Here is a 21,487-nt window from a genome sequence, read left to right as displayed (position 1 = left end):
ACTCCAAAAAGCTGGCCTTGATTGATACCCCAGATGCTCCGATATGAGTCGACGCGCAAGGTAGTGTCGGTCAATGTAGAATGAGCGCGCTGACTATTACTACGCTCGCTTTGCAACCCGCCGGCGCTTGCTGGGAAGGTTTTTTGTTATCGAGATGAGGCATTAGATCGTGTTAAAAGAAACCTATTACTAACACATGTAAAACATCATATTTCCACGACGGCGCTCCGCAATTTGCCGAACAACGTGAGCGGATAAATACATCGTTAGCAGACGCCCCTTGACGTCGCATTGTTGCACCACATCCACCACAGAAAACTAAGCCAGTAAAAATCGTTCCTAAGTTTTCACCTCGCGGACCGCGCGGAATAAGTGCACGTTCACGTAGTGTCTGTGCGTAATAGAATTACTGTGAGGATACGACTGCGGGGTAATAGTTTTCAATCGGTTCCCCGTCATTTTGTCGCTCTGCAGGATTTGTCATGTCCGTTGCTCGCGGCTGATACGTCCCGATGACAGCGACGTTTTGGATGATCCGACGTACAGATGTTTCTGTCCATTGATCAATACGACCTATAGTCGCGCACCCCTCTTTTTTCAAGCGGGTCACTATTGCACGTTGCCCTAAGCCTTCTTCAGTCGCTAACGCAAAGACACGGCGTATCACAGCGGCTTTTGCTTCTATAACCTCAAATTTCCCATCGATAATTCGTAACCAAAATGGGATCATATTTGTTATCGGCAGGCCGGCACGCGCGTCAATTTGTTTTTTCTTGCTCCACGATGCCCGTACCCGCACGCCCTTAATGCGGCTTTCCTCATGCGCTCGATGCATGGTTATTAAGCTAATAAGCAGGGACGAAATGTCTCTGTTAAGATTCTCTGCGGTGTACTGCCTATTATCTGAAAGGGTAACGACCGTGATCCCTCGACTGACGATCGACTGTAAAAGTGCAAAAGCTGCACCAGGTTCCATCCGCGTCAGACGATCTAGGTTTTCAACTAGGAGGTATGATCCTTTTTCAACGGTTCCATTTTCCACTGCGTTTAGAAAGGCACCTAATCCCCCTCCAGTGCATTTTTTCCTCGGTAGGCGGATTTTCTGAAGTCACTGATGTTTAACGACGTGTCCAACTCCAGCCCGTGTTCTTGTGCCCAACGGTTGCTCTCGGCCTGTTGCCGACGCAGACTGTCCCCCAAACCGCTGTTCGGGAGATGAAAAACGTATGTACGAGTAAGCTACTGCCACACATTTGTCCTTTTCTAGATCTGGCCTATTGTTGCACATGATTACCAGCAGGGCCTGCCTGTCGAGCCTGGGTAGCAAGTCACGCTCGAGTTGCGCAGTCTTGAGCGCACCGCGCCCGGTAACGGCATCGATGGTGCGCCCTTCGCGGTCGCGCGCGACCAGGATGCAATCCAATTCGCTGGAAATGCCCCGTTTGGCAGCATGGCCGCCGCGGTGGCGCGGTGGCCGATCAAGCGTACGCGAACCTTTTTTTGACTCGAGCAGAAATGTTTCGTCAGCCTCGACGATGCCATTCAGCAGCGCGGGCCGGTCGAGCTTGACCCAATTCAGGAAGCGGTGCCGCCAGCGAAAGGCGGTGTTGCGGTGTACGCCCACCCGATCTGCGGCCTTGCGCACGGGGAGTGAATCGAGCAGGACCTGCGAATACGCGAGCCATTTGGCTTTGTGCCTGAGCCGCGCCAGGGGCGTGCCGGTGAGGTCGTTAAAGGTGCGGCCGCAGGAACAGCAACGATAGCGCTGCAAGTCGTTGGCGAAACCATGCCGATAGCAGTGCTCGTTGCCGCATTTGGGGCAGCAGCGGCCTGGTGCTCTGACCTCATCGATGAGCGCGACCACCTGATCGAGTCCGGCTGCAGGATGCAGGGCATCCAGCACTTGCCGGCGCTGCGGCTGGTTCAGTGAAGGCAGTTTTGCGAACCAGCCCTTGAAACGTGGCGCTTTCATGGTCGACTCCTGACGCTCGGGACAGGGGTTGGACCATCGGACTACTCATCAGTTCAAAGCTAGTCTCTATTTAATGTTGACTGCGCCTTTTTTATGGCTGCGAGCCTGATTGGATATACACCGGCTGCCTCGCCGTTGCGCGAGATTACCGCTCGGCTCTCTGGATTTGATACGAATCTGGAAACGACCAGACGAATCGCGTGTCATGTCGTTTGCATCTGACTTTTTGAGCCAATAGTCAATTTAGTCAGGATCATAGTTTTACGCTTGTCGTTCAATGCACCCGACCTAAACTCCATTCTGACTCACGACAGCCTCAAACGTGGTCAATGTTTTCCCGACGACAAGGCATCACGCCCTTTTTGCGCAAACGCCAGAACAGGCGCCTCTGCCTGTATTTCATAAGGAAATATCATGCGCATTTCATCTGTTTTGCTCCCCGCAACCCTGTTTCTTCTCGCCTCGACTTCTGGCGCGCAGTCTTGGCCTTATCCACAAAGTGACACGGCGCCACTCACGTCAGTGGTTGTCAGCGCAGCAGCAAAGCCGGTTCGGATTCAGGAAGAACAAGCCCGGCAAATTGCCGGAACCTACAATCTGATAAATGGCTGGCGCCTGAAAGTACGACCAAGCACCCGCACGATCGATACCAAGATCGATAAACAGCAACCAATGCGTCTGTAGTGGTCAAGTAATTTCGGACACAACGATAAGTTCTTTCTCTGCCATTGCGCGTTCATAGACGCTGGGCGGCAGATTGCCCAATACAGAATGCAAGCGCTCGCAGTTGTAGAAGCCGACGATGTAGTTGGCCACATCAAGCTTGGCTTCGGCTTGGTTCGCATAATTGCGCTGCCAGACACGCTCCATCTTTAAATTTAAGAAGAAGCGTTCAGCGACGGCGTTATCCCAGCAGTTGCCTTTGCGGCTCATGCTGCAAACGAAGCCATGCTCGGTCAACAACGCTTGGTACTGGTCGCTTGCATATTGGCTGCCGCGGTCGGAGTGGACGACCAGTCCGGCCGCTGGTCGCCGAGCTTGGATCGCCATACGCAAGGCATCGCAAACCAAGGCAGCTGGCATGCTCGGCGCCATTGCCCAGCCCACGACTCTGCGCGAGAACAGGTCGAGCACGACAGCCAAGTAGAGCCAGCCTGCGCCAGTACGGATGTACGTGATATCCGAGGCATAAGCCTGATTCGGCGCTGCCGGGTTGAACTGTCGGGCAAGGACGTTCGGCGCAACCGGCAGGGCATGCTTACTGTCGGTTGTGTGTACGAATTTGCGCTTCCAGACTGGCTTCAGGCAGGCCTGTTGCATCAGGCGGCGCACCTTGTAACGCCCGACCTGCAGGCCTCTGTTGGCCAGTGCCGTGACAAGCCGACGGCTGCCGTAACTTTGGCCGCTGCTCATGAACGCGGCACGCAAATGCACGCTCGCTTTGCAAAACATCGGCGCAGTTGCACGACGCTTGGCTTCGTAAAATCCAGCCCGGCTAACACCAAGGAGACGACAGGTTTGTGCGACAGGTACGGCCTTCGTTTGCAGCTCATCGATGAGCCGATAGCTCATTTGAGCTCGCGGGCAAAGAAGGCCGATGCCTTTTTTAAGACGTCCACATCACTACGAAGTTGACGGTTTTCCTGCTCCAACTGACGGATTCGCTGCTGCTCAGCCGTCAACGGTTTGCCAATGCCTGGCTGGCCTTGTTGCTCGGCCTCGTACTGTTCCATCCAGCGACGGATCGCGGTAACGCCAATGTCCATCGTCTGGCTGACGTGCGAAATGCTGAGGCCTTGTTCTGTGATCATTCGAACGACCTCAAGCTTGAAGCTAGGGTCAAAATTGCGGCGCTGCCTGGTCATGTAAACTCCTTCGAAGGTGAATTATCCACCTATCGAGGTGTCCGGAGACATTAGACCACTACAGTCTTCTTGCTGTCGCCCCGTATAAATTCGTGTCGGGAGATGGTCGAGTCACCATGGAATTCAATCTTGGCGAATTCGGCGACGACATGCTCATGACCTACGCGCCAGACCCGCGCTTCGCCGATATGGTGGTGATCTCATCGGCTGTTGCGCAGCGCTAGTGAAGGACCATGACTGGCCACTGCCCAGCCAAGGTCTCTCTACCAATCAATCACAACGCGGCTTCTCGATACAGCGGGTTGCCGCGTCAATCCCAACCAGACGTTGCGGGCAGTCGGCGATATTCAGCAGGGCTGCGCGGACGCCGCCACACTGGCGACTGGGAACAAGCGATCATATGCAAGATTGAACAGAAAGCCGTAGATCAGATAAAACGTCACGATGGCAATATCCATCAGTAGCGCAGCCCACAAGCCAATCCCCAGATACCAGGCGATCAGCGGGATCAGCATGGCAACCAGGCCGGCTTCGAACAGCAAGGTATGCGTGACACGAATCGCCATCGTCTTTTCGACGCTGCCGCGCAGACGCAGCATGGCGCGGTCAAATCCAACGTTGAACACGAAATTCCAGAGTGTGGCGATCGTGGCCGAGAAAATGCCAATGACGCCCATGTCCTGCACGGGCTGGTCGAACAGGACTGCGGATCCCGGGATAAAGATGGCCAGCGCCACCGCCTCGAAAAGAAGCGCGTGGCGCACGCGATCGGCGAATGTACGCATGTAAATCCTTGTTATTGTTGGTGGAGCTTACGGCAGGCAGATGTTGAGCAGTACGTTCAAACGCTGGACCGGTAAAGCAAGGCAAGATCATCCCATAGTCGATAAATGCACACATAGCCAAGAAACTGAGGCATCATGGTGCAAATATGAAACAGTTGAACTGGGACGACCTGCGCTTGCTGGCACTCATTGCGCAGGAAGGCACTTTGCGCGGTGCGGCGCGAAGGGCTGGGTTGAGCCCTGCCACGCTGTCGCGAAGGCTCGACCAGCTCGAAGAAGCGGTCGGCCAGAAGCTTGTCGAGCGCCATCAAGGTGGTTGCGTTCCAACGACGTTTGGCGTGGACATGTTCGCACTGGCCGAACAGATGAGCGATATTGCGCTGGAAGTCGAGCATGCACAGGCGCGGCAGAATGCAAGTTCTGCGTCGGGCGTGGTACGCATCAATACCGACGAATGGCTCTCGTACTTCCTCACGACCCGCTTCGCACCGTTCCATGACGCCTATCCCGATGTGGAGGTCGAGATCGTTACCTCCCACCGGCCCTATAACCTGGCACGGCGCGAAGCCGATATCGCAATTCGTCCTTACCGGCCCGAACAGCTCGACCTCGTGGCGCGCCAGGTCGGCACGCTGTCGTTTGGACTGTATGGCAGTCAGGCGATCGCAACGCGCTATGCCGAGGCCATAGCGAACCAGAACTGGACAGGCGTGCCATTCGTGGGCTTCGACGAGCCACGTGCCGAGTTCCAGTCCGACCAGTGGTTACGGGCGTTGCCCGGTGCGCCTGCACCCTGGATGCGCTGCAGCTATGGCCTTGGCATCCTTGATGGTGTGACGCATGGCGCCGGCCTGGGTGTGCTGGCCTCGTTTCTGGCAAGCGAAGCCCATGGCCTCGTCACGGCAATTGCGCATATTCCCGAATTGGATCAGGCCATCTGGCTCTCGATGCATCGCACGGTGCGAACGACTGCGCGCGTCAGGGCGGTCGTCGATTTCGTGGGGCTGCTGTTCGCGCAGTACCACGAGGGTGAGGGTTGATGCGTAAAAAACCCGCGACATTCGCGGGTTTTTTCATGCGGCCAAACGATGATCCGGTCTGGCCGCCTCTGATACAGGTGTTCTGTGGGTCCCGGTTTGCACCACTCCCCGCGCCCTTACTTTGCCTTGACGTCGCCCTTGCTCTCGGCTTTCGCCGTCGCCTTGGCTTCCTTGTCGGCTTGCGCTACCGCTTTCGCATCGTCCTTGCTGACCTTCTTGACCAGCTTGCCGTCGGTTTGCGTGCTGCCCTTCAGATTCTCGTTAGGGACAAATGCGGCTTTCGGGGTCTTGGTGTCCGTCGTGCCATGTGCTTCTGACGTTGCTGAAGACGTCGAAGTGGCTGGCGTCTGGGCGAAGGCAGCGGTGGCAAACAGACCCGCAATCAGGGTAACAGTCAATTTTTTCATGGTGCAGCTCCTTGGGTGATGGTTTGGAAGTGCATGTTTTCCATGCTACTAACCAATCAACGATGAGCTCGCCAAGCTGTTGACCGACTTAACAAATGCTTACATTTATTGGGTGGGGTGATGATCTGGTCAGTCACGCCAGACCGCGCCTGGCGCGGACCTTGCGCCACAGCACGCGCCACGCGGTATGCACCACCCATGAAAACAGCGCGACCATGGCGCCGAATAGTGCTGGCAAGACCGGCCCGATCACGAACCCCATGCCGAAAACGAATCCAAGCACATACTCTCCATGCCACAGGCGCAGCACCAGGGCCAGGGCAAGGAGACCAAAGAAAGCATAGTCGACCAGCATGCTGCCGTGCGAGAACAGGAGCGACAATGCGAGCCCATACACCAGAGCGCACACGAATGCGGCCAGTGCTGCAAACCCCTTCGCGTTGTACTGAGCACTGCTCTCAATGCGGCGGCGCAACTGGGTCATGGTCCACCACGTCAACAGCGGGATCAGGAGCAGTCCCCACCAGTTCGAGACGGCGGGCAGATCCGGATTGGCCAGCAGGTGGTGGGACCGAACGCCACCGTTCAGATATTCCCATGCCAGGATGCCGGCTTCGGCACCAAACGCGAGCAACGTAAGCAGGATGCGGCGATCGTTGACTGAAACGGCTGGCATGATTCCCCCGGATGACAAGTCGATCAAGTGGACGATGCTCCGCCACTGGCGCAGATTGCAGGTACAAGCAGACTACCCTACCAGAAGCCACGACCGGAATCTACGGGCCGGATTGATTCCATGCCGCTGTCATACTGGGCATATACATCCAGGCCGACCTGTCATGGCAAAACAGGGTTTATTTCCGCTTCGCCAGCGCGCGATCAAGGGCATTGGCAAAATTGCGGCTGTCGGCCTGGCTGAACGCCGCCGGCCCACCCGTATCGACGCCGCTGCCACGCAGTTCTTCCATGAAGGCACGCATCGTCAGTTGCTGCGCGATCGTGTCCTTCGTGTACCAGTCGCCGCGCGGATTGAGCGGCAGGCCGCCCTTCTCCAGCACCAGCGCCGCCAGCGGAATGTCGCCGGTGACGACGATGTCGCCCGGACTCACGCGCTCGACGATCTCGGCATCGGCCACATCGGCGCCTGCGGGCACCTGCAGCGCGCGGATGAAGCGCGAGCCCGGCACGCGCATCAACTGATTGGCCACGAGCGTGACGGGCAACTGGGTGCGCTCCGCTACCCGAAAAAGGATATCCTTGATGACGCCAGGACAGGCATCGGCATCGACCCAGATATGCATGATAAGAATGAAATAAGTTGTTTTGAAAGATCAGTCGGGCACATCACCATTGATGATGAACTGGTGAAAAAGCGCATGGTGTGGCCCGGGCTGGACCGACCTGAACGGCAGCCGCGCAAAGGCGCCCTGCCAGTAACGCAGCGCACGTTCATCCTTGCGAAACACCGAAACCAACCACGGCCCTTCGTGACCCGGCACGATCTTGCGCGTCGCAGCCTCGGCCAGGCCGAGACGGCGGTACTTCGGCATGACGAACAGGTCGGCCAATTCCCGGATCTGGCCACCTTCGAACGGGATCGATTCGACCAAAACAAAACCGGCTGCTTGACCATCTACCGTCAACAGCCAGGCTGCGTCCACGCCGTCCGGCTCGCAGTAGCTTGCCACGCCAGCCGCATCGGACTCGTACAGCCCATCTTCCAGCAAGTCTTCGCCGCTCCACTGGGTCGCTTCGAAATAATAGAACTGCAGCATGCGGAACAACAGCGCCTGATCCTCGCGTGTCGCACGCTCGACCGTGAAGCGGCTGTCGGCTGGCTGCAAAGACACGGTCATTTCAAGCGGCAGGTCAGCACCCAGTAAAACTCCCAGCGCGCCACGCGGATCTCGCGTCCCGCCACGCCCACGCGCTTGCGCAGCGCGCTGTCGGTTGGGTAGTTCTTGACGAGTTCATGCTGCTTGCCGTCGGCGTCGAGCTGGAATTCGTGGGTGTTGCCCAGCAAATCGGTGCGCACGGTGACGGCGCTATCGCCTTCGACGTAGTTGTCGTCGAACAGCACCAGCAGCACATCCTTGCCCAGGCGCTTTTTCAGTGATTGCAGCAGATCGTCCTGCTGCTTGCGGGTCAGGTGCGCCCACAGGCCGCCCAGGAACACGGCCGTGAACTTGTCGTCCCCCGTGCCCAAGTCATCCGGGAGCGCCAGTGCATCCATCAGGCGGTATTCGACATTGTCCAGGTCCTCGCCATGCATTTGCGCGAGCTCGAGCATTGCGGCGCTGGCGTCGGTGGCGACGATCGACTCGGCGGTTTCGGCCAGCACCTCGGTCCAGGCGCCGCTGCCGCAGCCCAGCTCCAGGATGCGGTGGCCGGCCAGCAGCGTGGAAATTTGCTCGCGCGCTTCGTCCAGGTCTTCCAGCTGCTCGTCGGCCACCTCGGCGGCGGCGTTGTCATAGTGAGCGGCAATGCTGTCGTAGTAGGCGATAACCGGATTCTTGTCCATCGGTGTTTCCATTGAAATGTCGTTGTGCATCAAAGTTCGTAATTGTCCCCACCGCGCATGGCCGATTCGACCATCTTGCGATTCAGTGTCGGCGTCAGCAGTTCGATGAAGGTGTACACATAGCTGCGCAGGTAGGCGCCCTGCTTGATCGCCACGCGCGACGTGTTCATGCCGAACAGGTGGCCGACCGGGATCGCGCGCAGGCCGCGATCGCGCTCGGCGTCGAACGCCATGCCGGCGATGATGCCGATGCCCATGCCCAGTTCGACATAGGTCTTGATCACGTCGGCGTCGATCGCCTCCAGCAGGACGTCCGGGCTCAGGGCGCGCAGGCCGAAGGCGTGATCGATCTTGCTGCGCCCGGCGAAGGCGGCATCATACGTGATGATCGGGTAGCTGGCGATTTCTTCGAGCGAGATCGCCCGCGACTTGAACAGCGGGTGCTCGGGCGGCGCCACCACCACGTGTTCCCACTGGTAGGCCGGCAGCGTGATCAGGCCGTCGATCGTCGTGATGGCTTCGGTGGCGATGGCCAGGTCGGCCTGGTCGCTCTTGACCATGTCGGCGATCTGCTTCGGATTGCCCTGGAGCAGCGACAGGCGCACCTTCGGGTACTTCTGCATGAACGCCTGCACCACTTTCGGCAGCATGTAGCGCGCCTGCGTGTGCGTGGTGGCAATCGTGAAGCTGCCACTGTCGTGGGCGGCGTATTCCTTGCCGATGCGCTTGAGGCTTTCGATCTCCTGCATGATCAGCTCGACCGACTGCAGCACCAGCCGGCCCGGCTCGGTCAGGCCGCGAATGCGCTTGCCGTGGCGCGTGAAGATGTCGACGCCCAGCTCTTCTTCCAGCTCGATGATCGCCTTCGAGACCCCCGGCTGCGAGGTAAACAGCGATTTGGCGGCGTCGGTCAGGTTGTAGTTCTGGCGCACGGCCTCGCGCACGAAGCGCAGCTGATGGAGGTTCATTCTGGAAATATTCTTGTTGGATCTGCGAACAGCATTTTAAGATGCTTATTCAGGTTACGTATATAAGCAAATAAATTATCCGTAGTTTGGAATATAAGCCGATCTCCGTATCATCGGAACATTATTGAATGGGCGTGCACTATCCGCCCTTACCGGAACAAGCCCATGTATCGTTACGACCAGTACGACCATCTCATCGTGCGCGAGCGCATCGCCCAGTACCGCGACCAGGTGGCGCGCCGCCTGAGCGGTGAGTTGCTCGAAGAAGAATTCATCCCGCTGCGCCTGCAGAACGGCCTGTACATGCAGCGCCACGCCTACATGCTGCGCGTCGCCGTGCCTTATGGCCTGCTGTCGAGCGCCCAGGTGCGCATGTTCGGCCACATCGCCCGCACCTACGACCGCGGCTACGGCCACTTCACCACGCGCCAGAACATCCAGTACAACTGGATCGAGCTGGAGCAGACGCCGGACATCCTGACCGACCTGGCCTCGGTCGAGATGCACGCCATCCAGACCTCGGGCAATTGCATCCGCAACATCACCACCGACGAATTCGCCGGCGTGGCGGCCGATGAGATCATCGATCCGCGCCCGTTTGCCGAGATCCTGCGCCAGTGGAGCACCTTCCACCCGGAATTTGCCGCCCTGCCCCGCAAGTTCAAGGTCGCCATCAATGGCGCCGTCGAAGACCGCGCGGCCATCGCCGTGCACGATATCGGTCTGACGGTTGTGCACAACGAAGCAGGCGAAGTCGGCTTCAAGTTCATGGCTGGTGGCGGCATGGGCCGTACGCCGATCCTGGGCAGCGTCATCCGCGAATTTCTGCCGTGGCAGCACCTGCTGACGTACACCGAAGCCGTGATGCGCGTGTACAACCAGAACGGTCGCCGCGACAACAAGTACAAGGCACGCATCAAGATTTTGCTTAAAGCCATGGGCGTCGAGGAATTCACGCGCCAGGTCGAAGCCGAATGGGCCGACCTGAAGGATGGCCCTGAAACGCTGACGCAGGAAGAATTCGACCGCGTTGCCAAGTGGTTCCAGCCGCACGCCTACCGCACGCTCGAGACGATTGACGTGGCTGCGTCGCAGCCAGACAACAAACCGTTTGCCAACTGGCTCGATCGCAACGTCAAGCCACACAAGGTGCCGGGTTACGCCGCCGTGCTGCTGTCGCTGAAAAAAACCGGCGTGCCGCCGGGCGACGCCACCGACGGGCAACTCGATTTCGTGGCCGACCTGGCCGACCAGTTCAGCTTTGGCGAAGTGCGCGTGACGCACGAGCAGAACCTGGTGCTGGCCGATGTCGAGCAAAGCCAGTTGTTCGCGCTGTGGCAATTGCTCAAATCGCAGGGCCTGGCCACGCCGAACATTGGCCTCCTGACCGACATCATTGCCTGCCCTGGCGGCGACTATTGCTCGCTGGCCAATGCCAAGTCCTTGCCGATTGCCGCGGCGATTGCCGAGCGCTTCGACGACCTGGACTTCCAGCACGACATCGGCGACATCGAACTGAATATCTCGGGCTGCATCAATGCCTGCGGCCACCACCACGTCGGCAATATCGGCATCCTGGGCGTGGACAAGGATGGCAGCGAGTGGTACCAGGTGTCGGTCGGCGGCGCGCAGGGCAACACCTCGGCCATCGGCAAGATCATCGGGCCGTCGTTCTCGGCGCCGCAAATGCCGGAAGTAATCGGGCGCTTGCTCGAGACGTATGTGCAGTGTCGGATCGAGGGTGAGCGCTTCGTCGACACCGTGGGCCGCCTCGGCATTGCCCCATTCAAGGAACATCTGTATGCCACGCCGATTCCGGTCGGCGAACCCGCGAAGGAAGATCAGTATGCTTGACGCTCACCCACAGATCATCAAGGGCCGCGACGTCGTCGCCGACGACTGGAGCGTGCTGCGTCTTGCAGAAACCGACACGCCCGAGACGGTTAACGTCCCGGACGGCAAGATCATCGTGCCGCTGACCGTCTGGCTGGCCCAGCGCGCTGCGCTGGAGACGCGCGCGGAACTCGGCGTATGGCTGGCACCGGACGAGCGCGCGGAGAGCATCAAGGACGATCTGGGCCGCTTTGCGGTCATCGCGATCGACTTCCCGAAGTTCACCGATGGCCGTGGCTACTCGACGGCCTTCAATCTGCGCCGGCGCCTTGGCTGGACGGGCGAACTGCGCGCCATCGGCGACGTGCTGCGCGACCAGCTGTTCCAGATGCAGCGCTGCGGCTTCGATGCATTTGCCACCCGCCAGGATCGCAGCATCCACGATGCGCTCAAGGGCTTGTCGGTGTTTTCGGAAACCTACCAGGCGTCGATCGACAATCCGGTGCCGTTGTTCCGCCGCGTGCCACGGGAAACCCCGGCGCCGTCAGGCGACGTTGCCAGCTAGGAGCCCTTCATGAGCGATCTGCATCGTCGCGTGGCCGAGACCAGCGCGATCCTGGAACGTATTGCCCGTGATTTCACGCCAGCCGTGTTCGCATCGAGCCTGGCGGCCGAAGACATGGTGCTGACCGACCTGATCCTGAAGGCCGAATTGCCGATTGCGATCTTCTCGCTCGAGACAGGCCGGCTGCATGCCGAAACGCTGGCGATGATCGATCGCGTCAAGGAAACGTACGACTACGATATCGCCCTGTTCCGCCCCGACCCGCTGGCGGTCGAGCGCTACGTCACGCAGAACGGCCTGAACGCGTTCTACGAGAGCGTGGACATGCGCAAGGAATGCTGCCGCATCCGCAAGGTCGAGCCGCTCGGTCGCGCACTGGCCGGCAAGCGTGCCTGGATCACGGGCCAGCGCCGCGCGCAGTCGGCCACGCGCGCCGAACTGGCGGTGCAGGAAGACGATCTGGGCCACGCCATCCAGAAGTTCAATCCGTTGACGGACTGGAGCGAAGAGAACGTCTGGGAGTATCTGCGCACGCATCAAGTACCATACAACGCGCTGCACGACCGTGGCTTCCCGTCGATCGGCTGCGAACCGTGCACCCGCGCCGTGCAGCCCGGCGAAGATGTGCGCGCCGGCCGCTGGTGGTGGGAAAACCCGGAATCGAAGGAATGCGGGTTGCACGTGGTTGACGGCAAACTTATCCGCATCAAATCCGTGGCTGCCTAAGCCACAACAACAACAGGCACCGCCATGACATCTGTTACCGAGAGCATCTTTAACGAAGTAAACGCCGCCCACCTGGACGCGCTGGAGTCCGAAGCGATCCACATCCTGCGCGAAGTGGCCGCCGAATGCAGCAACCCCGCCCTGCTGTTCTCGGGCGGCAAGGACTCGGTCGTCCTGCTGCGCCTGGCCGAAAAAGCCTTCCGCCCGGGCAGCTTCCCGTTCCCGCTCGTGCACATCGACACCGGCCATAATTTCGACGAGGTGATTGCCTTCCGCGACGCCCGCGCCGCTGAGCTGGGCGAGCGCCTGATCGTCGGCAGCGTCGAAGAATCGATCCGCCGCGGCACGGTGCGCCTGCGCAACCCGGCCACCGATTCGCGCAATGCGGCCCAGGCCGTCACGCTGCTGGAAACCATCGCCGAACACGGCTTCGACGCCTGCATCGGCGGGGCACGCCGCGACGAAGAAAAAGCCCGCGCCAAGGAACGCATCTTTTCGTTCCGCGACGAGTTCGGCCAGTGGGACCCGAAAGCCCAGCGCCCCGAACTGTGGGACCTGTATAACACCCGCGTCCATCCGGGCGAAAACATGCGCGTGTTCCCGATCTCGAACTGGACCGAGCTCGATGTGTGGCAATACATCGCCCGCGAGAAACTGGCGCTGCCGTCGATCTATTTCGCGCACCAGCGCGACGTCATCGAACGCAATGGCCTGCTGGTACCACTTACGCCCCTGACCCCGGCGCGCGAGGGCGAGACGGTCGAGAACCGCACCGTGCGCTTCCGGACCGTGGGCGACATCTCGTGCACCTGCCCGGTGGCCTCCAGCGCCGATTCGCTGGCCGACATCATTGCCGAGACGGCGATTACCGACATCACTGAGCGGGGCGCCACACGCATGGATGACCAGACCTCCGAAGCCTCGATGGAAAAACGCAAGAAAGCAGGATACTTCTGATGAACGCCATGACTGACCTCAACGCCAACGGCGACACCAAAGCCAACCGCTCACTGCTGCGCTTCATCACCGCCGGCTCGGTCGACGATGGCAAGAGCACGCTGATCGGCCGCCTGCTGTTTGACAGCAAGGGCATCTTCGCCGACCAGCTGGCCGCCGTCTCGCGCGCCAAGCACAAGCGCACCGTGGGCGACACGATCGACCTGTCGCTGCTGACCGACGGCCTCGAAGCCGAGCGCGAACAGGGCATCACGATCGACGTGGCCTACCGCTACTTCGCCACGCCCAAGCGCAAGTTCATCATCGCCGACACGCCGGGCCACGAGCAGTACACGCGCAATATGGTCACGGGCGCATCGACTGCCGACGCCGTCATCATCCTGATCGACGTGTCGAAAGTGACGCTGCGCGAAGACGGCGGCGTCGACCTGCTCACGCAGACCAAACGCCACTCGACGATCGCGAAACTGCTGCAGATTGAACACGTCGTGGTGGCTGTCAACAAGATGGATCTGATCGGCTACGACCAGGCGATCTATGACCGTATCGTGGCCGAGTACCAGAAGTTTGCGACGTCGCTGGGCCTGAAGGACATCACGGCGATTCCCCTGTCGGCGCTCACTGGCGACAACGTGGTGGAAAAATCGACGAACACGCCGTGGTACAGCGGCCCGACGCTGATCGACCTGCTCGAATCGCTGTCGGTCTACGACGAAGCGCACAGCGCGCCCTTCCGCTTCCCGGTACAGCTGGTGGCGCGCCACAACGGCCATGCGGCCAAGGACTTCCGTGGCTACATGGGCCGCATCGAATCGGGCGTCGTGAACGTGGGCGATACGCTGGTCGTTCAGCCGTCCGGCCAGAGCGCGACGGTCAAGGAGATCGTCACGTTCGACGGCTCGCTGCAGTCGGCAACGACCGGCCAGTCGGTCACGCTGGTGCTGAACGAATACGTGGATGTCTCGCGCGGCGACATGCTGGCCGGTAGCGCGCAGCCGGCGACCTTGCTCAAGCAAGTCACGGCCGATGTCTGCTGGATGGCCGACGAGCCGCTGGACCTGCGCCGCAAGTATTGGCTCAAACACGGCACGCGCCAGACGGCGGCCAAGTTCGCGCGCATCGACACGCTGCTGGACGTGAACACGCAAGAGCGCCATCCGGCCGAGGGCCTGAAGCTCAACGACATCGCACGCGTGCAACTGACCGTCCAGCAGCCGCTGGCGGCCGATGCCTACGACGCGATCCGCGCGACTGGCGCCTTCATCCTGATCGACGAAGTCACCCACCAGACTGTGGCCGCAGGTATGATCCGCATCGACGCGTAAACAACAAAGGGGCGGTATGGCGGCACTGGGCAAAGTTTATCTGGTGGGAGCAGGCCCCGGCGCGGCCGACCTGATCACGGTGCGCGGCGCGCGCCTGCTGGCAGCCGCCGACGTGGTGCTGTACGACGCGCTGGTGACGCCCGAGATGCTGGCGCTGTGCGAGCGGGCCGATAAAATTTCGGTCGGCAAGCGCTCGGGGCAGCGATCGATGGCGCAGACGCTGATCAACGGCCAGTTAGTGGAGTGCGCGCACAAGTATGCGCTGGTCGTGCGCCTCAAAGGCGGTGATCCGATGCTGTTTGGCCGCGCCGATGAAGAATTGCGGGCACTCGAAGCCGAAGGGATCGAGGTCGAAGTCGTACCGGGGATTACCACCGCCGTCGCTGCCGCGGCAGCCACCAAGCAGCCGCTGACCAAACGTGGTGTGGCGCGCAGCGTGGCGTTCTTCACGTCGAGCACCGCGCCCGATGAACCGGACCATCCTGCTTTGCCCGAAACCGATACGCTGGTCCAGTACATGGGCGGGCGCGAGGCCGCTGCCACTGCAGAACGGCTACTGGCCGAAGGTCGGCGTGCCGACCTGCCGGTGGTCGTGGTGGAAAATTGCAGTCGCGCCGATCAACGCATCCTGCGTTTGACGCTGACGGACCTGGCGCGTGGGCTGGAGCCTGGCCATGGGCCAGTGCTGGTCATGATGGGTGAGGCGCTGGCGCGGCGCGAGCACCAGCCGGATTGATTTCGTTGAACACGTGGACGGAGAATCCGTCCACGTGTTCAGCCACCCAACGAATTGACGCAATAATCCGTCATCGCCCGCTGCACGCCCGGATCCTCACCGATGGCGCCGGCGACATTGAGCGTCAACGCCGGATGCACCGCGCGTACTTCATCGCACAGCGCAGGCAGATCACGCAGCAGATGCCCACCCTTCCCCAGGAACACCGGCACCACCGTGATGTCGTCGATGCCCTGCGCGCGCATGGCGTCGATGGTATCGGGCAGGCTTGGCGTCATCAGTTCCAGGAATGCCAGCTCCACGACCGCACCGGCGACACGCTCGCGCGTCTGGTCGCGCAGGCGCTCGAAAGGCACCGCCCAGGACGCGGCGCGCGCGCCGTGGGCAAACAGGATCAGGCCACGTTTCATTGTCGTCATGCTTAGTGTCGCTCCACCCACCACAGCGCACCGAGCGCCATGAGCAGGAATAACAGGCTGGGCGCCAGCGCCGTGAAGAACGCAGGCAGGATGGTCAGCACACCGAGGTGCGAGAACAGGGAATTGATCAGCAGGAAGCTCACGCCGATCATGATGCCGATGAAGATTTTCAGGCTCACGCCGCCGCTGCGTGTGTGCAGGTAGGCGAACGGCAGCGCCAGCGCCATCAGCACGAAGATTGAAAACGGATCGATGACCTTTTTCCAGAACGCGACCTTGAAGCGCTCGGTCTCCTGCTTGTTCTCGGCCAGGTGGCGCGTGTAGACAGCCAGTTCGGCCGCCGACATGCGCTCGGGGTCCGAGCGCGATACCGACAGGATCTTCGGGGTGATCTCGGACGCCAGCGTGTAGGTGGCCAGCTTGCGCGTCGCAATGGCCGCGGTTTCCTGGCCATACGTGCTCTGGATCGTCTGCCCTTCCGGCACGGCCGAACCGGGCGCCGGCAACTCGCGGCTGTTGGTGAACATCGTTTCCGTCACGTCCGTCAGGCGCCACGTGTTGTTGCCGCCATAGGTACCGCGCGCCGCCGTCACGAGCGAGCGCATGCGCATATTGTTGTCGAACTCGTAGAGCCGCACGTCTTCCAGCTGGCCGTCGGCCGCGATGCGGCGCACGTTGAAGAAGCGCGAGCCGGTGATGGTGCCGCGCACGCCGTTTTCATGGACGCTGTCCTTGGTCCACATCCCCGAGCGGAACTCGGCCGAGACCGAGCCGCCCTTGGCCGTCAGGCGCATGCGCTCGGCAATGGGCGCCGTGCGCGGGGTGATCAGCTCGCCGAAAATGAACGTCACCACGACGAAGATGGCGCCGATCTTGAACAGCATCCAGGCCGCATGCCGGGTCGACATCGACGAAGCGCGCATGATGGTGAACTCGGAGCTCGAGGCAAACTGCGCCATCGTGTAGATGGTGCCGATCAGCGCGGCCACGGGCATCACCTGGTACACATTGCCCGGCACGAGCAGCAGCACATACAGAAACGCGTGCTGCATGCCGAAGTCGTTCTTGCCGACCGATGGCAGGATGCTGGTCAGGTCCATGAAGGCGACGAGCGCCAGGAATGCGGCCAGCACGAAGGCCACCGCCTGGAAGATATTGATTGCGAAGTAACGCTGGAGGATTTTCATTCGACGGCTGCCTCGTCACGCTTGTGCAAAGGCTGTGGCTTGCGCAGGCGGCGCTTGAAGGCGCTCAGCATGACCAGCGGGTGGTATGGGTGGTTCACGTTGAGGCGCCAGGCAAACAGGCCCGCCACGCACAGCAGCGCGAACAGGTGCAGCGGCCACCAGCCCATGGCAAACGCCAGCTTGCCCTGCTTGACGCTGGCTTCGGACAGCCGCACCAGGTTGTTATAGGTGAAGAAGATCAGCAGCGCCAGGATCATGTTGGCCGACGACCCCGCGCGCGGGTTGACGAAGCCGAGCGGGATCGCCAGCAGCATCAGGATCAGGCAGGTGATCGGCGCGGCGATGCGCGCCAGCAGTTCGGCCTGCGTAAAGCGGTTGGGCGCGAGCAGCAGCGCGGGCGTGGACAGCGCCGCCACCGGGATGTCGGCACCGAGCATCGGGGCCTGCGTGGCCACGCGCATGCTGTAGCGCTCGAACTCCATCGTCTGGAAGTTGGCCTGGCCCGGAATGCCTTCGTAGCGGCGCCCGTTGCTCAGCACGAGGAACTGGCCGCCCTTGCCGTCCGATTCGATGACGCCCTGCTTGGCCACCACGACCGAATGCGTGTTGCCATCGACGCTGTTGACGAACACGTTCTGCACGACGGTCGTGCCTTCGGCGCTGCGCTCGACAAAGAATACGCGGTCGTTCGAACTCGATTCGCGGAACTGGCCCGGCGCAACGCGCTGCAGGTCTTCGCGCTTCTGGAAACGCTCGACGAATTCGGCGCTCTTCATCTTGGCCCACGGCGTGACGACCAGCGACAGCGCGGCCACGACGAACACCATCGGCAGGCCCAGCGTGAGCACGGGCCGGATCCACGCCAGCAACGACTGGCCGGACGCGAACCAGACGACCATTTCGGAATCGCGGTAACTGCGCGTGACGGCAGCAACGACGGCGATGAAGCAGGTGAGGATCAGGATGATCGGCAGCAGCTCGGCGCTGCGGAACACGATCAGCGACAGCACGTCGCCGGACGCGACCTTGCCGCCCGCCGCGCGGCCAAGAATGGCGATCAGCGTCCAGGTCACAAGAATGGAAAACAGCACCGTGAAGGTCGCGCCAGCGGCGCTTGCCAACTCACGTTGCAGGGAACGTCGGAAGATCATTCAATAGAGTCGTTATAATTGCAGATTAGGCAGTCCGCCGCGAACAACGAATCGGAGAACCAAATGGACTTTAGCATAAAAGCATTCGACACAAAAAACACCCTGGCAGCGGCGAAGACCGGCTGTGTAGCAGTGGCGGTGTTCGAAAATAAAAAATTGTCGGCTGCAGCAAAAGCACTCGACGTGAATGGCGAGATCAGCGCGGCGGTCAAGTCCGGCGACATCAGCGGCAAGCCTGGTTCGACCCTGCTGCTGCGCGGCGTTGCGGGCGTGACTGCAGCGCGCGTGCTGCTCATCGGCCTGGGCGCTGACGAGATCGTTTCCCAGAAAAGCTTCACCACGGGCGCGACTGCCGCCCTGAAAATGTTCGCTACACTGGGTTCCACGGACGCCATTATCGCATTCCCGCTCGACAGCGTGAAAGAACGCGACGCGAACTGGGCGCTGCAGGCACTGGTGCTGGCCTCGAGCGACGCCGAATACCGTACCGACGCACAAAAAAGCAAGAAAGAACCGGCACCCGCCGGCGTGCGCAAGGTCGTCATCGCCACGCCGGATGCCGGTAGCGCCAAGGCAGCCCTGGCGCAGGCCGCAGCGATTGCCAACGGCATGAAGCTCACGCGCGACCTGGGCAACCTGTCGCCAAACATCTGCACCCCGACCTACCTGGCACAAACGGCGCGCAAGCTGGCCGACGACTTCGGCTTTGGCCTCGAAGTCCTCGAACGCAAACAGCTCGAAGCGCTCAAGATGGGCAGCTTCCTGGCGGTTGCGCGCGGCAGTGAAGAAGCGCCGAAGTTCATCGTCCTGCGCCACAACGGTGGCAAGCCGAACGATGCGCCGGTCGTCCTGGTCGGCAAGGGCATCACGTTCGACTCGGGCGGCATCTCGATCAAGCCGGGTCCGAGCATGGACGAGATGAAATACGATATGTGCGGCGCCGGTTCGGTGCTGGGCACCTTCCGCGCCATCGGCGAGATGGGCCTGAAGCTCAACGTGATCGGCATCGTCGTCGCCTGCGAGAACATGCCATCGGGTCGCGCGGCCAAGCCGGGCGACATCGTCACCGCCATGAACGGCACCACGATTGAAATCCTCAACACCGACGCCGAAGGCCGCCTGGTGCTGTGCGATGCGCTGTCGTACGCCGAGCGCTTCAACCCGGCCGTCGTGGTCGACATCGCCACGCTGACGGGCGCCTGCATCGTGGCCCTGGGCCACCACACGAGCGGCCTGTTCACCCGTGACGACGCCGCGCACGACGCCCTGGCCGACGAGCTGCTCACGGCCGGCAAGCAGGCTGGCGACGTGGCCTGGCGCTTCCCGCTGGGCGAGATCTACAACGACCAGCTCAAGTCGAACTTCGCCGACCTGGCCAATATCGGCACCCCGGGCGCCGCATCGATCACGGCCGCGTGCTTCCTGGAGAACTTTACCCGCAAGTACACCTGGGCCCACCTCGACATCGCCGGCACCGCCTGGAAGTCGGGCGCCGCCAAGGGCGCCACGGGCCGTCCGGTGCCGCTGCTGACCACGTTCCTGATGAATCGCGTGTAAGCAATCCCACGCATCGTGAAAAAGCCCCGCATGCGGGGCTTTTTTTCGTCTCGAACCAGCGCATACAGCGGGGGTCAGGTCTGACATTCGGACACGACCTGAGCCGTAGCCATTTCCGATGGTGCCTTGCCCAGTATTAACATAGCCCTGCGCCAGCTAGTTCCGCTTACCCGATTGTCGAGATCGTGTCCGAATGTCAGACCTGACCCCGGCTTTACCGGCTTTATTGTCGAGTTCGTGTCCGAATGTCAGACCTGACCCCGGCTTTGCGCAAATCAGGTCAGAACATCCTTGTTGCTACGGGTTCGGCGCCTGCGGCGGCGGGGGATTTTTCTGCTGGCTGCATCAGTACGGTCAGCGTGGACGGGTAGCCATAACCGGCGCCCGAGTAGCGGTCGACGTAGTGGCCGATGCCGGCGGTCGTGACCAGGTTGCCGACGAGGTTGCTGGTATTGAGCTGCGCCTGGACGGTCTCGGCGGCGATGGCCACGCCCTGCTTCTTGCAGCTGATCGCCAGCGGTCCCTTGTTGCGCGTGACCGTCACGCGGCCCGGGGCGATCACATACCAGCGGCCGGCATCATTGCTCAGGATGCAGCCGACCCCGCCGATCTCGCGGTAGTCGAGCACCGTGCGCACTTCGAGCTGCTGCGTGGGGGAATCGGACATGGTCGCGCAGCCGCCCAAGAGGGCAAGCGCGGACAGAACGAGTGGGCGGAGAAAAGGCAACATGGCGACCGTCGAGAAGCAGATGCTTCTTTAACGGCAGCGGCGCGAAAATACTGAGGTAGGATCAGTCCAGCGGCGCAAAACGCGGTTGCGTGGCGCCGCCGACCGTGACGGTATCGAAGAAATCTTCGCGGGGACGCACCCAGACAGCGCCGTCCTCAGCCCGGTACACGATGACCGGGGTGTGGTCGGATTCCAGCAGCGCCTCGCACACCAGCTCGTAGATGCGGCCCTTGTAGTGACGGTAACGCATCCGGCAGACCGGGTCAGACCTTTTCGGCCTCGGCCTTCTGCTTTTTCTTCAGGCCCTGGATGACCTTGAGCACGCCTTCCATGCCGGCGGTCTCGTCCAGTTCGCTGAAGGCGTCCAGGACTTCGTTCAGCACGCTGTTGCGCACTGCCGCTTCGTCGGGCGCGATGGCTGGCGCAGGGCTGCCATCCTTGCCGAACTTCGATGGCGAATCGGCCGCGGTCTTGGCGCCATGCGCCAGGGCAGCTTGCCAGATCACCCAACGACGCTGGGTCTCGAAAACGAGGTATTCCTCGGGCTTGTCTTCGCGGCGGCGAACGATGTGGCCTTCACGCTGGGCCCATGCTTCAAATGCACTGCGCATTTCTGTCCTTTTCAATTCTGCGCCAGGATGATGAACTCCTGAACGCAATATTTCACAATAGTACCACTAGCGCACGTCGATGGCTTGAAACAACTGTGTGAGCTGTCGACCAACGCTGCATCGCGACCAGCC

General features: G+C 61.0%; 25 protein-coding genes and 1 pseudogene. 9 read left to right on the top strand and 17 right to left on the bottom strand.

Annotated elements, in window-relative coordinates:
• Window positions 1-172: 172 nt before the first annotated feature.
• The 3 genes and pseudogenes from AC1MGT_RS18910 to AC1MGT_RS18900 form a co-directional block, all read right to left on the bottom strand.
• Complete coding sequence (locus AC1MGT_RS18910; RefSeq protein WP_499504322.1) at window positions 173-334, bottom strand: recombinase zinc ribbon domain-containing protein; 162 nt, start codon at window positions 332-334, stop codon at window positions 173-175.
• Window positions 335-406: 72 nt separating this feature from the next.
• Window positions 407-1,099, bottom strand: a complete 693-nt coding sequence (locus tag AC1MGT_RS18905) for a recombinase family protein (protein WP_499504321.1) — start codon at window positions 1,097-1,099, stop codon at window positions 407-409.
• Window positions 1,100-1,279: 180 nt separating this feature from the next.
• Window positions 1,280-1,972 (bottom strand): annotated as a pseudogene (locus tag AC1MGT_RS18900) (IS1595 family transposase); the annotation flags it as partial.
• Window positions 1,973-2,386: 414 nt separating this feature from the next.
• Between AC1MGT_RS18900 and AC1MGT_RS18895 the strand changes: the two are divergent.
• The gene (locus AC1MGT_RS18895; protein WP_499501566.1) at window positions 2,387-2,656 is read left to right on the top strand and encodes a hypothetical protein; all 270 of its coding nucleotides are present in this window, start codon (window positions 2,387-2,389) and stop codon (window positions 2,654-2,656) included.
• A 3-nt stretch (window positions 2,657-2,659) separates the two neighbouring features.
• Here the strand turns inward: AC1MGT_RS18895 and AC1MGT_RS18890 are convergent.
• Window positions 2,660-3,837, bottom strand: a protein-coding gene (locus AC1MGT_RS18890) for an IS3 family transposase (protein WP_499500736.1) whose coding sequence is annotated in 2 segments (ribosomal slippage) — window positions 2,660-3,570 and window positions 3,570-3,837 — 1,179 coding nt in all. Because the reading frame shifts where the segments join, the coding sequence is not laid out codon by codon here.
• A 347-nt stretch (window positions 3,838-4,184) separates the two neighbouring features.
• Complete coding sequence (locus AC1MGT_RS18885) at window positions 4,185-4,622, bottom strand: PACE efflux transporter (protein ID WP_499501565.1); 438 nt, start codon at window positions 4,620-4,622, stop codon at window positions 4,185-4,187.
• 146 nt (window positions 4,623-4,768) lie between these two features.
• On the opposite strand from AC1MGT_RS18885, the gene AC1MGT_RS18880 reads away from it, so the two are divergent.
• A complete protein-coding gene (locus tag AC1MGT_RS18880; RefSeq protein ID WP_499501564.1) occupies window positions 4,769-5,662 on the top strand; it encodes a LysR family transcriptional regulator in 894 nt (297 codons plus the stop codon).
• A 116-nt stretch (window positions 5,663-5,778) separates the two neighbouring features.
• On the opposite strand, the gene AC1MGT_RS18875 is transcribed toward AC1MGT_RS18880, so the two are convergent.
• The 6 genes from AC1MGT_RS18875 to AC1MGT_RS18850 form a co-directional block, all read right to left on the bottom strand.
• Window positions 5,779-6,069 (bottom strand): hypothetical protein, encoded by a 291-nt coding sequence (locus tag AC1MGT_RS18875; RefSeq protein WP_499501563.1) that lies wholly within the window; start codon window positions 6,067-6,069, stop codon window positions 5,779-5,781.
• Window positions 6,070-6,202: 133 nt separating this feature from the next.
• Window positions 6,203-6,772, bottom strand: coding sequence for a hypothetical protein (locus tag AC1MGT_RS18870; RefSeq protein WP_499501562.1), 570 nt, complete (start codon window positions 6,770-6,772; stop codon window positions 6,203-6,205).
• Window positions 6,773-6,923: 151 nt separating this feature from the next.
• Complete coding sequence (locus AC1MGT_RS18865) at window positions 6,924-7,370, bottom strand: YaiI/YqxD family protein (protein WP_499501561.1); 447 nt, start codon at window positions 7,368-7,370, stop codon at window positions 6,924-6,926.
• Between the two features lie 30 nt (window positions 7,371-7,400).
• Window positions 7,401-7,919, bottom strand: coding sequence for a GNAT family N-acetyltransferase (locus AC1MGT_RS18860; RefSeq protein ID WP_499501560.1), 519 nt, complete (start codon window positions 7,917-7,919; stop codon window positions 7,401-7,403).
• 2 nt (window positions 7,920-7,921) lie between these two features.
• The gene (locus tag AC1MGT_RS18855) at window positions 7,922-8,590 is read right to left on the bottom strand and encodes a class I SAM-dependent methyltransferase (protein WP_499501558.1); all 669 of its coding nucleotides are present in this window, start codon (window positions 8,588-8,590) and stop codon (window positions 7,922-7,924) included.
• A 29-nt stretch (window positions 8,591-8,619) separates the two neighbouring features.
• On the bottom strand, window positions 8,620-9,558 hold the full coding sequence (locus AC1MGT_RS18850) for a CysB family HTH-type transcriptional regulator (RefSeq protein ID WP_332533543.1): 939 nt from the start codon (window positions 9,556-9,558) through the stop codon (window positions 8,620-8,622).
• 165 nt (window positions 9,559-9,723) lie between these two features.
• Here AC1MGT_RS18850 and AC1MGT_RS18845 point away from each other — a divergent pair, with 165 nt between their 5' ends.
• From AC1MGT_RS18845 to cobA, 6 genes are read left to right on the top strand one after another with little or no spacing between them, the layout of a single operon-like run.
• Entirely contained in the window at window positions 9,724-11,412 is a 1,689-nt protein-coding gene (locus tag AC1MGT_RS18845) for a nitrite/sulfite reductase (protein ID WP_499501557.1), read from the top strand.
• Window positions 11,405-11,956 carry a DUF934 domain-containing protein gene (locus AC1MGT_RS18840; RefSeq protein WP_499501556.1) on the top strand — a complete coding sequence of 184 codons (552 nt, stop codon included), beginning with the start codon at window positions 11,405-11,407 and terminating at the stop codon, window positions 11,954-11,956. Before AC1MGT_RS18845 ends, AC1MGT_RS18840 begins: the two co-directional genes overlap by 8 nt.
• A 9-nt stretch (window positions 11,957-11,965) precedes the next feature.
• Entirely contained in the window at window positions 11,966-12,682 is a 717-nt protein-coding gene (locus AC1MGT_RS18835) for a phosphoadenylyl-sulfate reductase (protein ID WP_499501555.1), read from the top strand.
• Between the two features lie 24 nt (window positions 12,683-12,706).
• Window positions 12,707-13,639: a sulfate adenylyltransferase subunit CysD gene (cysD, locus tag AC1MGT_RS18830; RefSeq protein ID WP_499501554.1), complete on the top strand. Its 933-nt coding sequence runs from the start codon at window positions 12,707-12,709 to the stop codon at window positions 13,637-13,639.
• Window positions 13,639-14,964 (top strand): sulfate adenylyltransferase subunit 1, encoded by a 1,326-nt coding sequence (locus tag AC1MGT_RS18825; protein WP_499501553.1) that lies wholly within the window; start codon window positions 13,639-13,641, stop codon window positions 14,962-14,964. Before cysD ends, AC1MGT_RS18825 begins: the two co-directional genes overlap by 1 nt.
• Window positions 14,965-14,980: 16 nt before the next feature.
• Window positions 14,981-15,700, top strand: a complete 720-nt coding sequence (gene cobA / locus AC1MGT_RS18820) for a uroporphyrinogen-III C-methyltransferase (protein WP_499501551.1) — start codon at window positions 14,981-14,983, stop codon at window positions 15,698-15,700.
• 38 nt (window positions 15,701-15,738) lie between these two features.
• Here cobA and AC1MGT_RS18815 read toward each other — a convergent pair whose 3' ends face one another.
• The 3 genes from AC1MGT_RS18815 to lptF are packed head-to-tail and all read right to left on the bottom strand — an operon-like array spanning window position 15,739 to window position 18,457.
• Window positions 15,739-16,110, bottom strand: a complete 372-nt coding sequence (locus AC1MGT_RS18815) for a sirohydrochlorin chelatase (RefSeq protein ID WP_499504320.1) — start codon at window positions 16,108-16,110, stop codon at window positions 15,739-15,741.
• An 11-nt stretch (window positions 16,111-16,121) separates the two neighbouring features.
• Window positions 16,122-17,306 (bottom strand): LPS export ABC transporter permease LptG, encoded by a 1,185-nt coding sequence (gene lptG / locus AC1MGT_RS18810; protein WP_258836089.1) that lies wholly within the window; start codon window positions 17,304-17,306, stop codon window positions 16,122-16,124.
• Window positions 17,303-18,457, bottom strand: a complete 1,155-nt coding sequence (gene lptF / locus AC1MGT_RS18805) for an LPS export ABC transporter permease LptF (protein WP_332533537.1) — start codon at window positions 18,455-18,457, stop codon at window positions 17,303-17,305. The genes lptG and lptF overlap by 4 nt, the downstream gene beginning before the upstream one ends.
• Window positions 18,458-18,520: 63 nt before the next feature.
• On the opposite strand from lptF, the gene AC1MGT_RS18800 reads away from it, so the two are divergent.
• Entirely contained in the window at window positions 18,521-20,014 is a 1,494-nt protein-coding gene (locus AC1MGT_RS18800) for a leucyl aminopeptidase (protein WP_499501549.1), read from the top strand.
• 280 nt (window positions 20,015-20,294) lie between these two features.
• Here AC1MGT_RS18800 and AC1MGT_RS18795 read toward each other — a convergent pair whose 3' ends face one another.
• The 3 genes from AC1MGT_RS18795 to AC1MGT_RS18785 all read right to left on the bottom strand — a co-directional run bounded on the left by AC1MGT_RS18795 (window position 20,295) and on the right by AC1MGT_RS18785 (window position 21,355).
• Window positions 20,295-20,681, bottom strand: coding sequence for a hypothetical protein (locus AC1MGT_RS18795; RefSeq protein ID WP_499501548.1), 387 nt, complete (start codon window positions 20,679-20,681; stop codon window positions 20,295-20,297).
• A 124-nt stretch (window positions 20,682-20,805) separates the two neighbouring features.
• Complete coding sequence (locus AC1MGT_RS18790; protein WP_499501547.1) at window positions 20,806-20,994, bottom strand: DUF1653 domain-containing protein; 189 nt, start codon at window positions 20,992-20,994, stop codon at window positions 20,806-20,808.
• Between the two features lie 13 nt (window positions 20,995-21,007).
• On the bottom strand, window positions 21,008-21,355 hold the full coding sequence (locus tag AC1MGT_RS18785; RefSeq protein ID WP_499501546.1) for a phiTE_015 family protein: 348 nt from the start codon (window positions 21,353-21,355) through the stop codon (window positions 21,008-21,010).
• Window positions 21,356-21,487: the final 132 nt, after the last annotated feature.

Source organism: Telluria sp. BA11 (assembly GCF_056680305.1).
Note: the sequence above shows the minus strand (reverse complement) of the source record. Positions and strands in the feature narration are given on the sequence as shown.

Bases quoted from the DNA above. Each gene is read 5' to 3' on its own strand.
- AC1MGT_RS18895 (WP_499501566.1), top strand. From the start codon at position 2,387: ATGCGCATTTCATCTGTTTTGCTCCCCGCAACCCTGTTTCTTCTCGCC.
- AC1MGT_RS18885 (WP_499501565.1), bottom strand. From the start codon at position 4,622: ATGCGTACATTCGCCGATCGCGTGCGCCACGCGCTTCTTTTCGAGGCG.
- AC1MGT_RS18880 (WP_499501564.1), top strand. From the start codon at position 4,769: ATGAAACAGTTGAACTGGGACGACCTGCGCTTGCTGGCACTCATTGCG.
- AC1MGT_RS18875 (WP_499501563.1), bottom strand. From the start codon at position 6,069: ATGAAAAAATTGACTGTTACCCTGATTGCGGGTCTGTTTGCCACCGCT.
- AC1MGT_RS18865 (WP_499501561.1), bottom strand. From the start codon at position 7,370: ATGCATATCTGGGTCGATGCCGATGCCTGTCCTGGCGTCATCAAGGAT.
- AC1MGT_RS18855 (WP_499501558.1), bottom strand. From the start codon at position 8,590: ATGGACAAGAATCCGGTTATCGCCTACTACGACAGCATTGCCGCTCAC.
- AC1MGT_RS18850 (WP_332533543.1), bottom strand. From the start codon at position 9,558: ATGAACCTCCATCAGCTGCGCTTCGTGCGCGAGGCCGTGCGCCAGAAC.
- AC1MGT_RS18845 (WP_499501557.1), top strand. From the start codon at position 9,724: ATGTATCGTTACGACCAGTACGACCATCTCATCGTGCGCGAGCGCATC.
- AC1MGT_RS18840 (WP_499501556.1), top strand. From the start codon at position 11,405: ATGCTTGACGCTCACCCACAGATCATCAAGGGCCGCGACGTCGTCGCC.
- AC1MGT_RS18835 (WP_499501555.1), top strand. From the start codon at position 11,966: ATGAGCGATCTGCATCGTCGCGTGGCCGAGACCAGCGCGATCCTGGAA.
- cysD (WP_499501554.1), top strand. From the start codon at position 12,707: ATGACATCTGTTACCGAGAGCATCTTTAACGAAGTAAACGCCGCCCAC.
- AC1MGT_RS18825 (WP_499501553.1), top strand. From the start codon at position 13,639: ATGAACGCCATGACTGACCTCAACGCCAACGGCGACACCAAAGCCAAC.
- cobA (WP_499501551.1), top strand. From the start codon at position 14,981: ATGGCGGCACTGGGCAAAGTTTATCTGGTGGGAGCAGGCCCCGGCGCG.
- AC1MGT_RS18815 (WP_499504320.1), bottom strand. From the start codon at position 16,110: ATGAAACGTGGCCTGATCCTGTTTGCCCACGGCGCGCGCGCCGCGTCC.
- lptG (WP_258836089.1), bottom strand. From the start codon at position 17,306: ATGAAAATCCTCCAGCGTTACTTCGCAATCAATATCTTCCAGGCGGTG.
- lptF (WP_332533537.1), bottom strand. From the start codon at position 18,457: ATGATCTTCCGACGTTCCCTGCAACGTGAGTTGGCAAGCGCCGCTGGC.
- AC1MGT_RS18800 (WP_499501549.1), top strand. From the start codon at position 18,521: ATGGACTTTAGCATAAAAGCATTCGACACAAAAAACACCCTGGCAGCG.
- AC1MGT_RS18795 (WP_499501548.1), bottom strand. From the start codon at position 20,681: ATGTCCGATTCCCCCACGCAGCAGCTCGAAGTGCGCACGGTGCTCGAC.
- AC1MGT_RS18790 (WP_499501547.1), bottom strand. From the start codon at position 20,994: ATGCGTTACCGTCACTACAAGGGCCGCATCTACGAGCTGGTGTGCGAG.
- AC1MGT_RS18785 (WP_499501546.1), bottom strand. From the start codon at position 21,355: ATGCGCAGTGCATTTGAAGCATGGGCCCAGCGTGAAGGCCACATCGTT.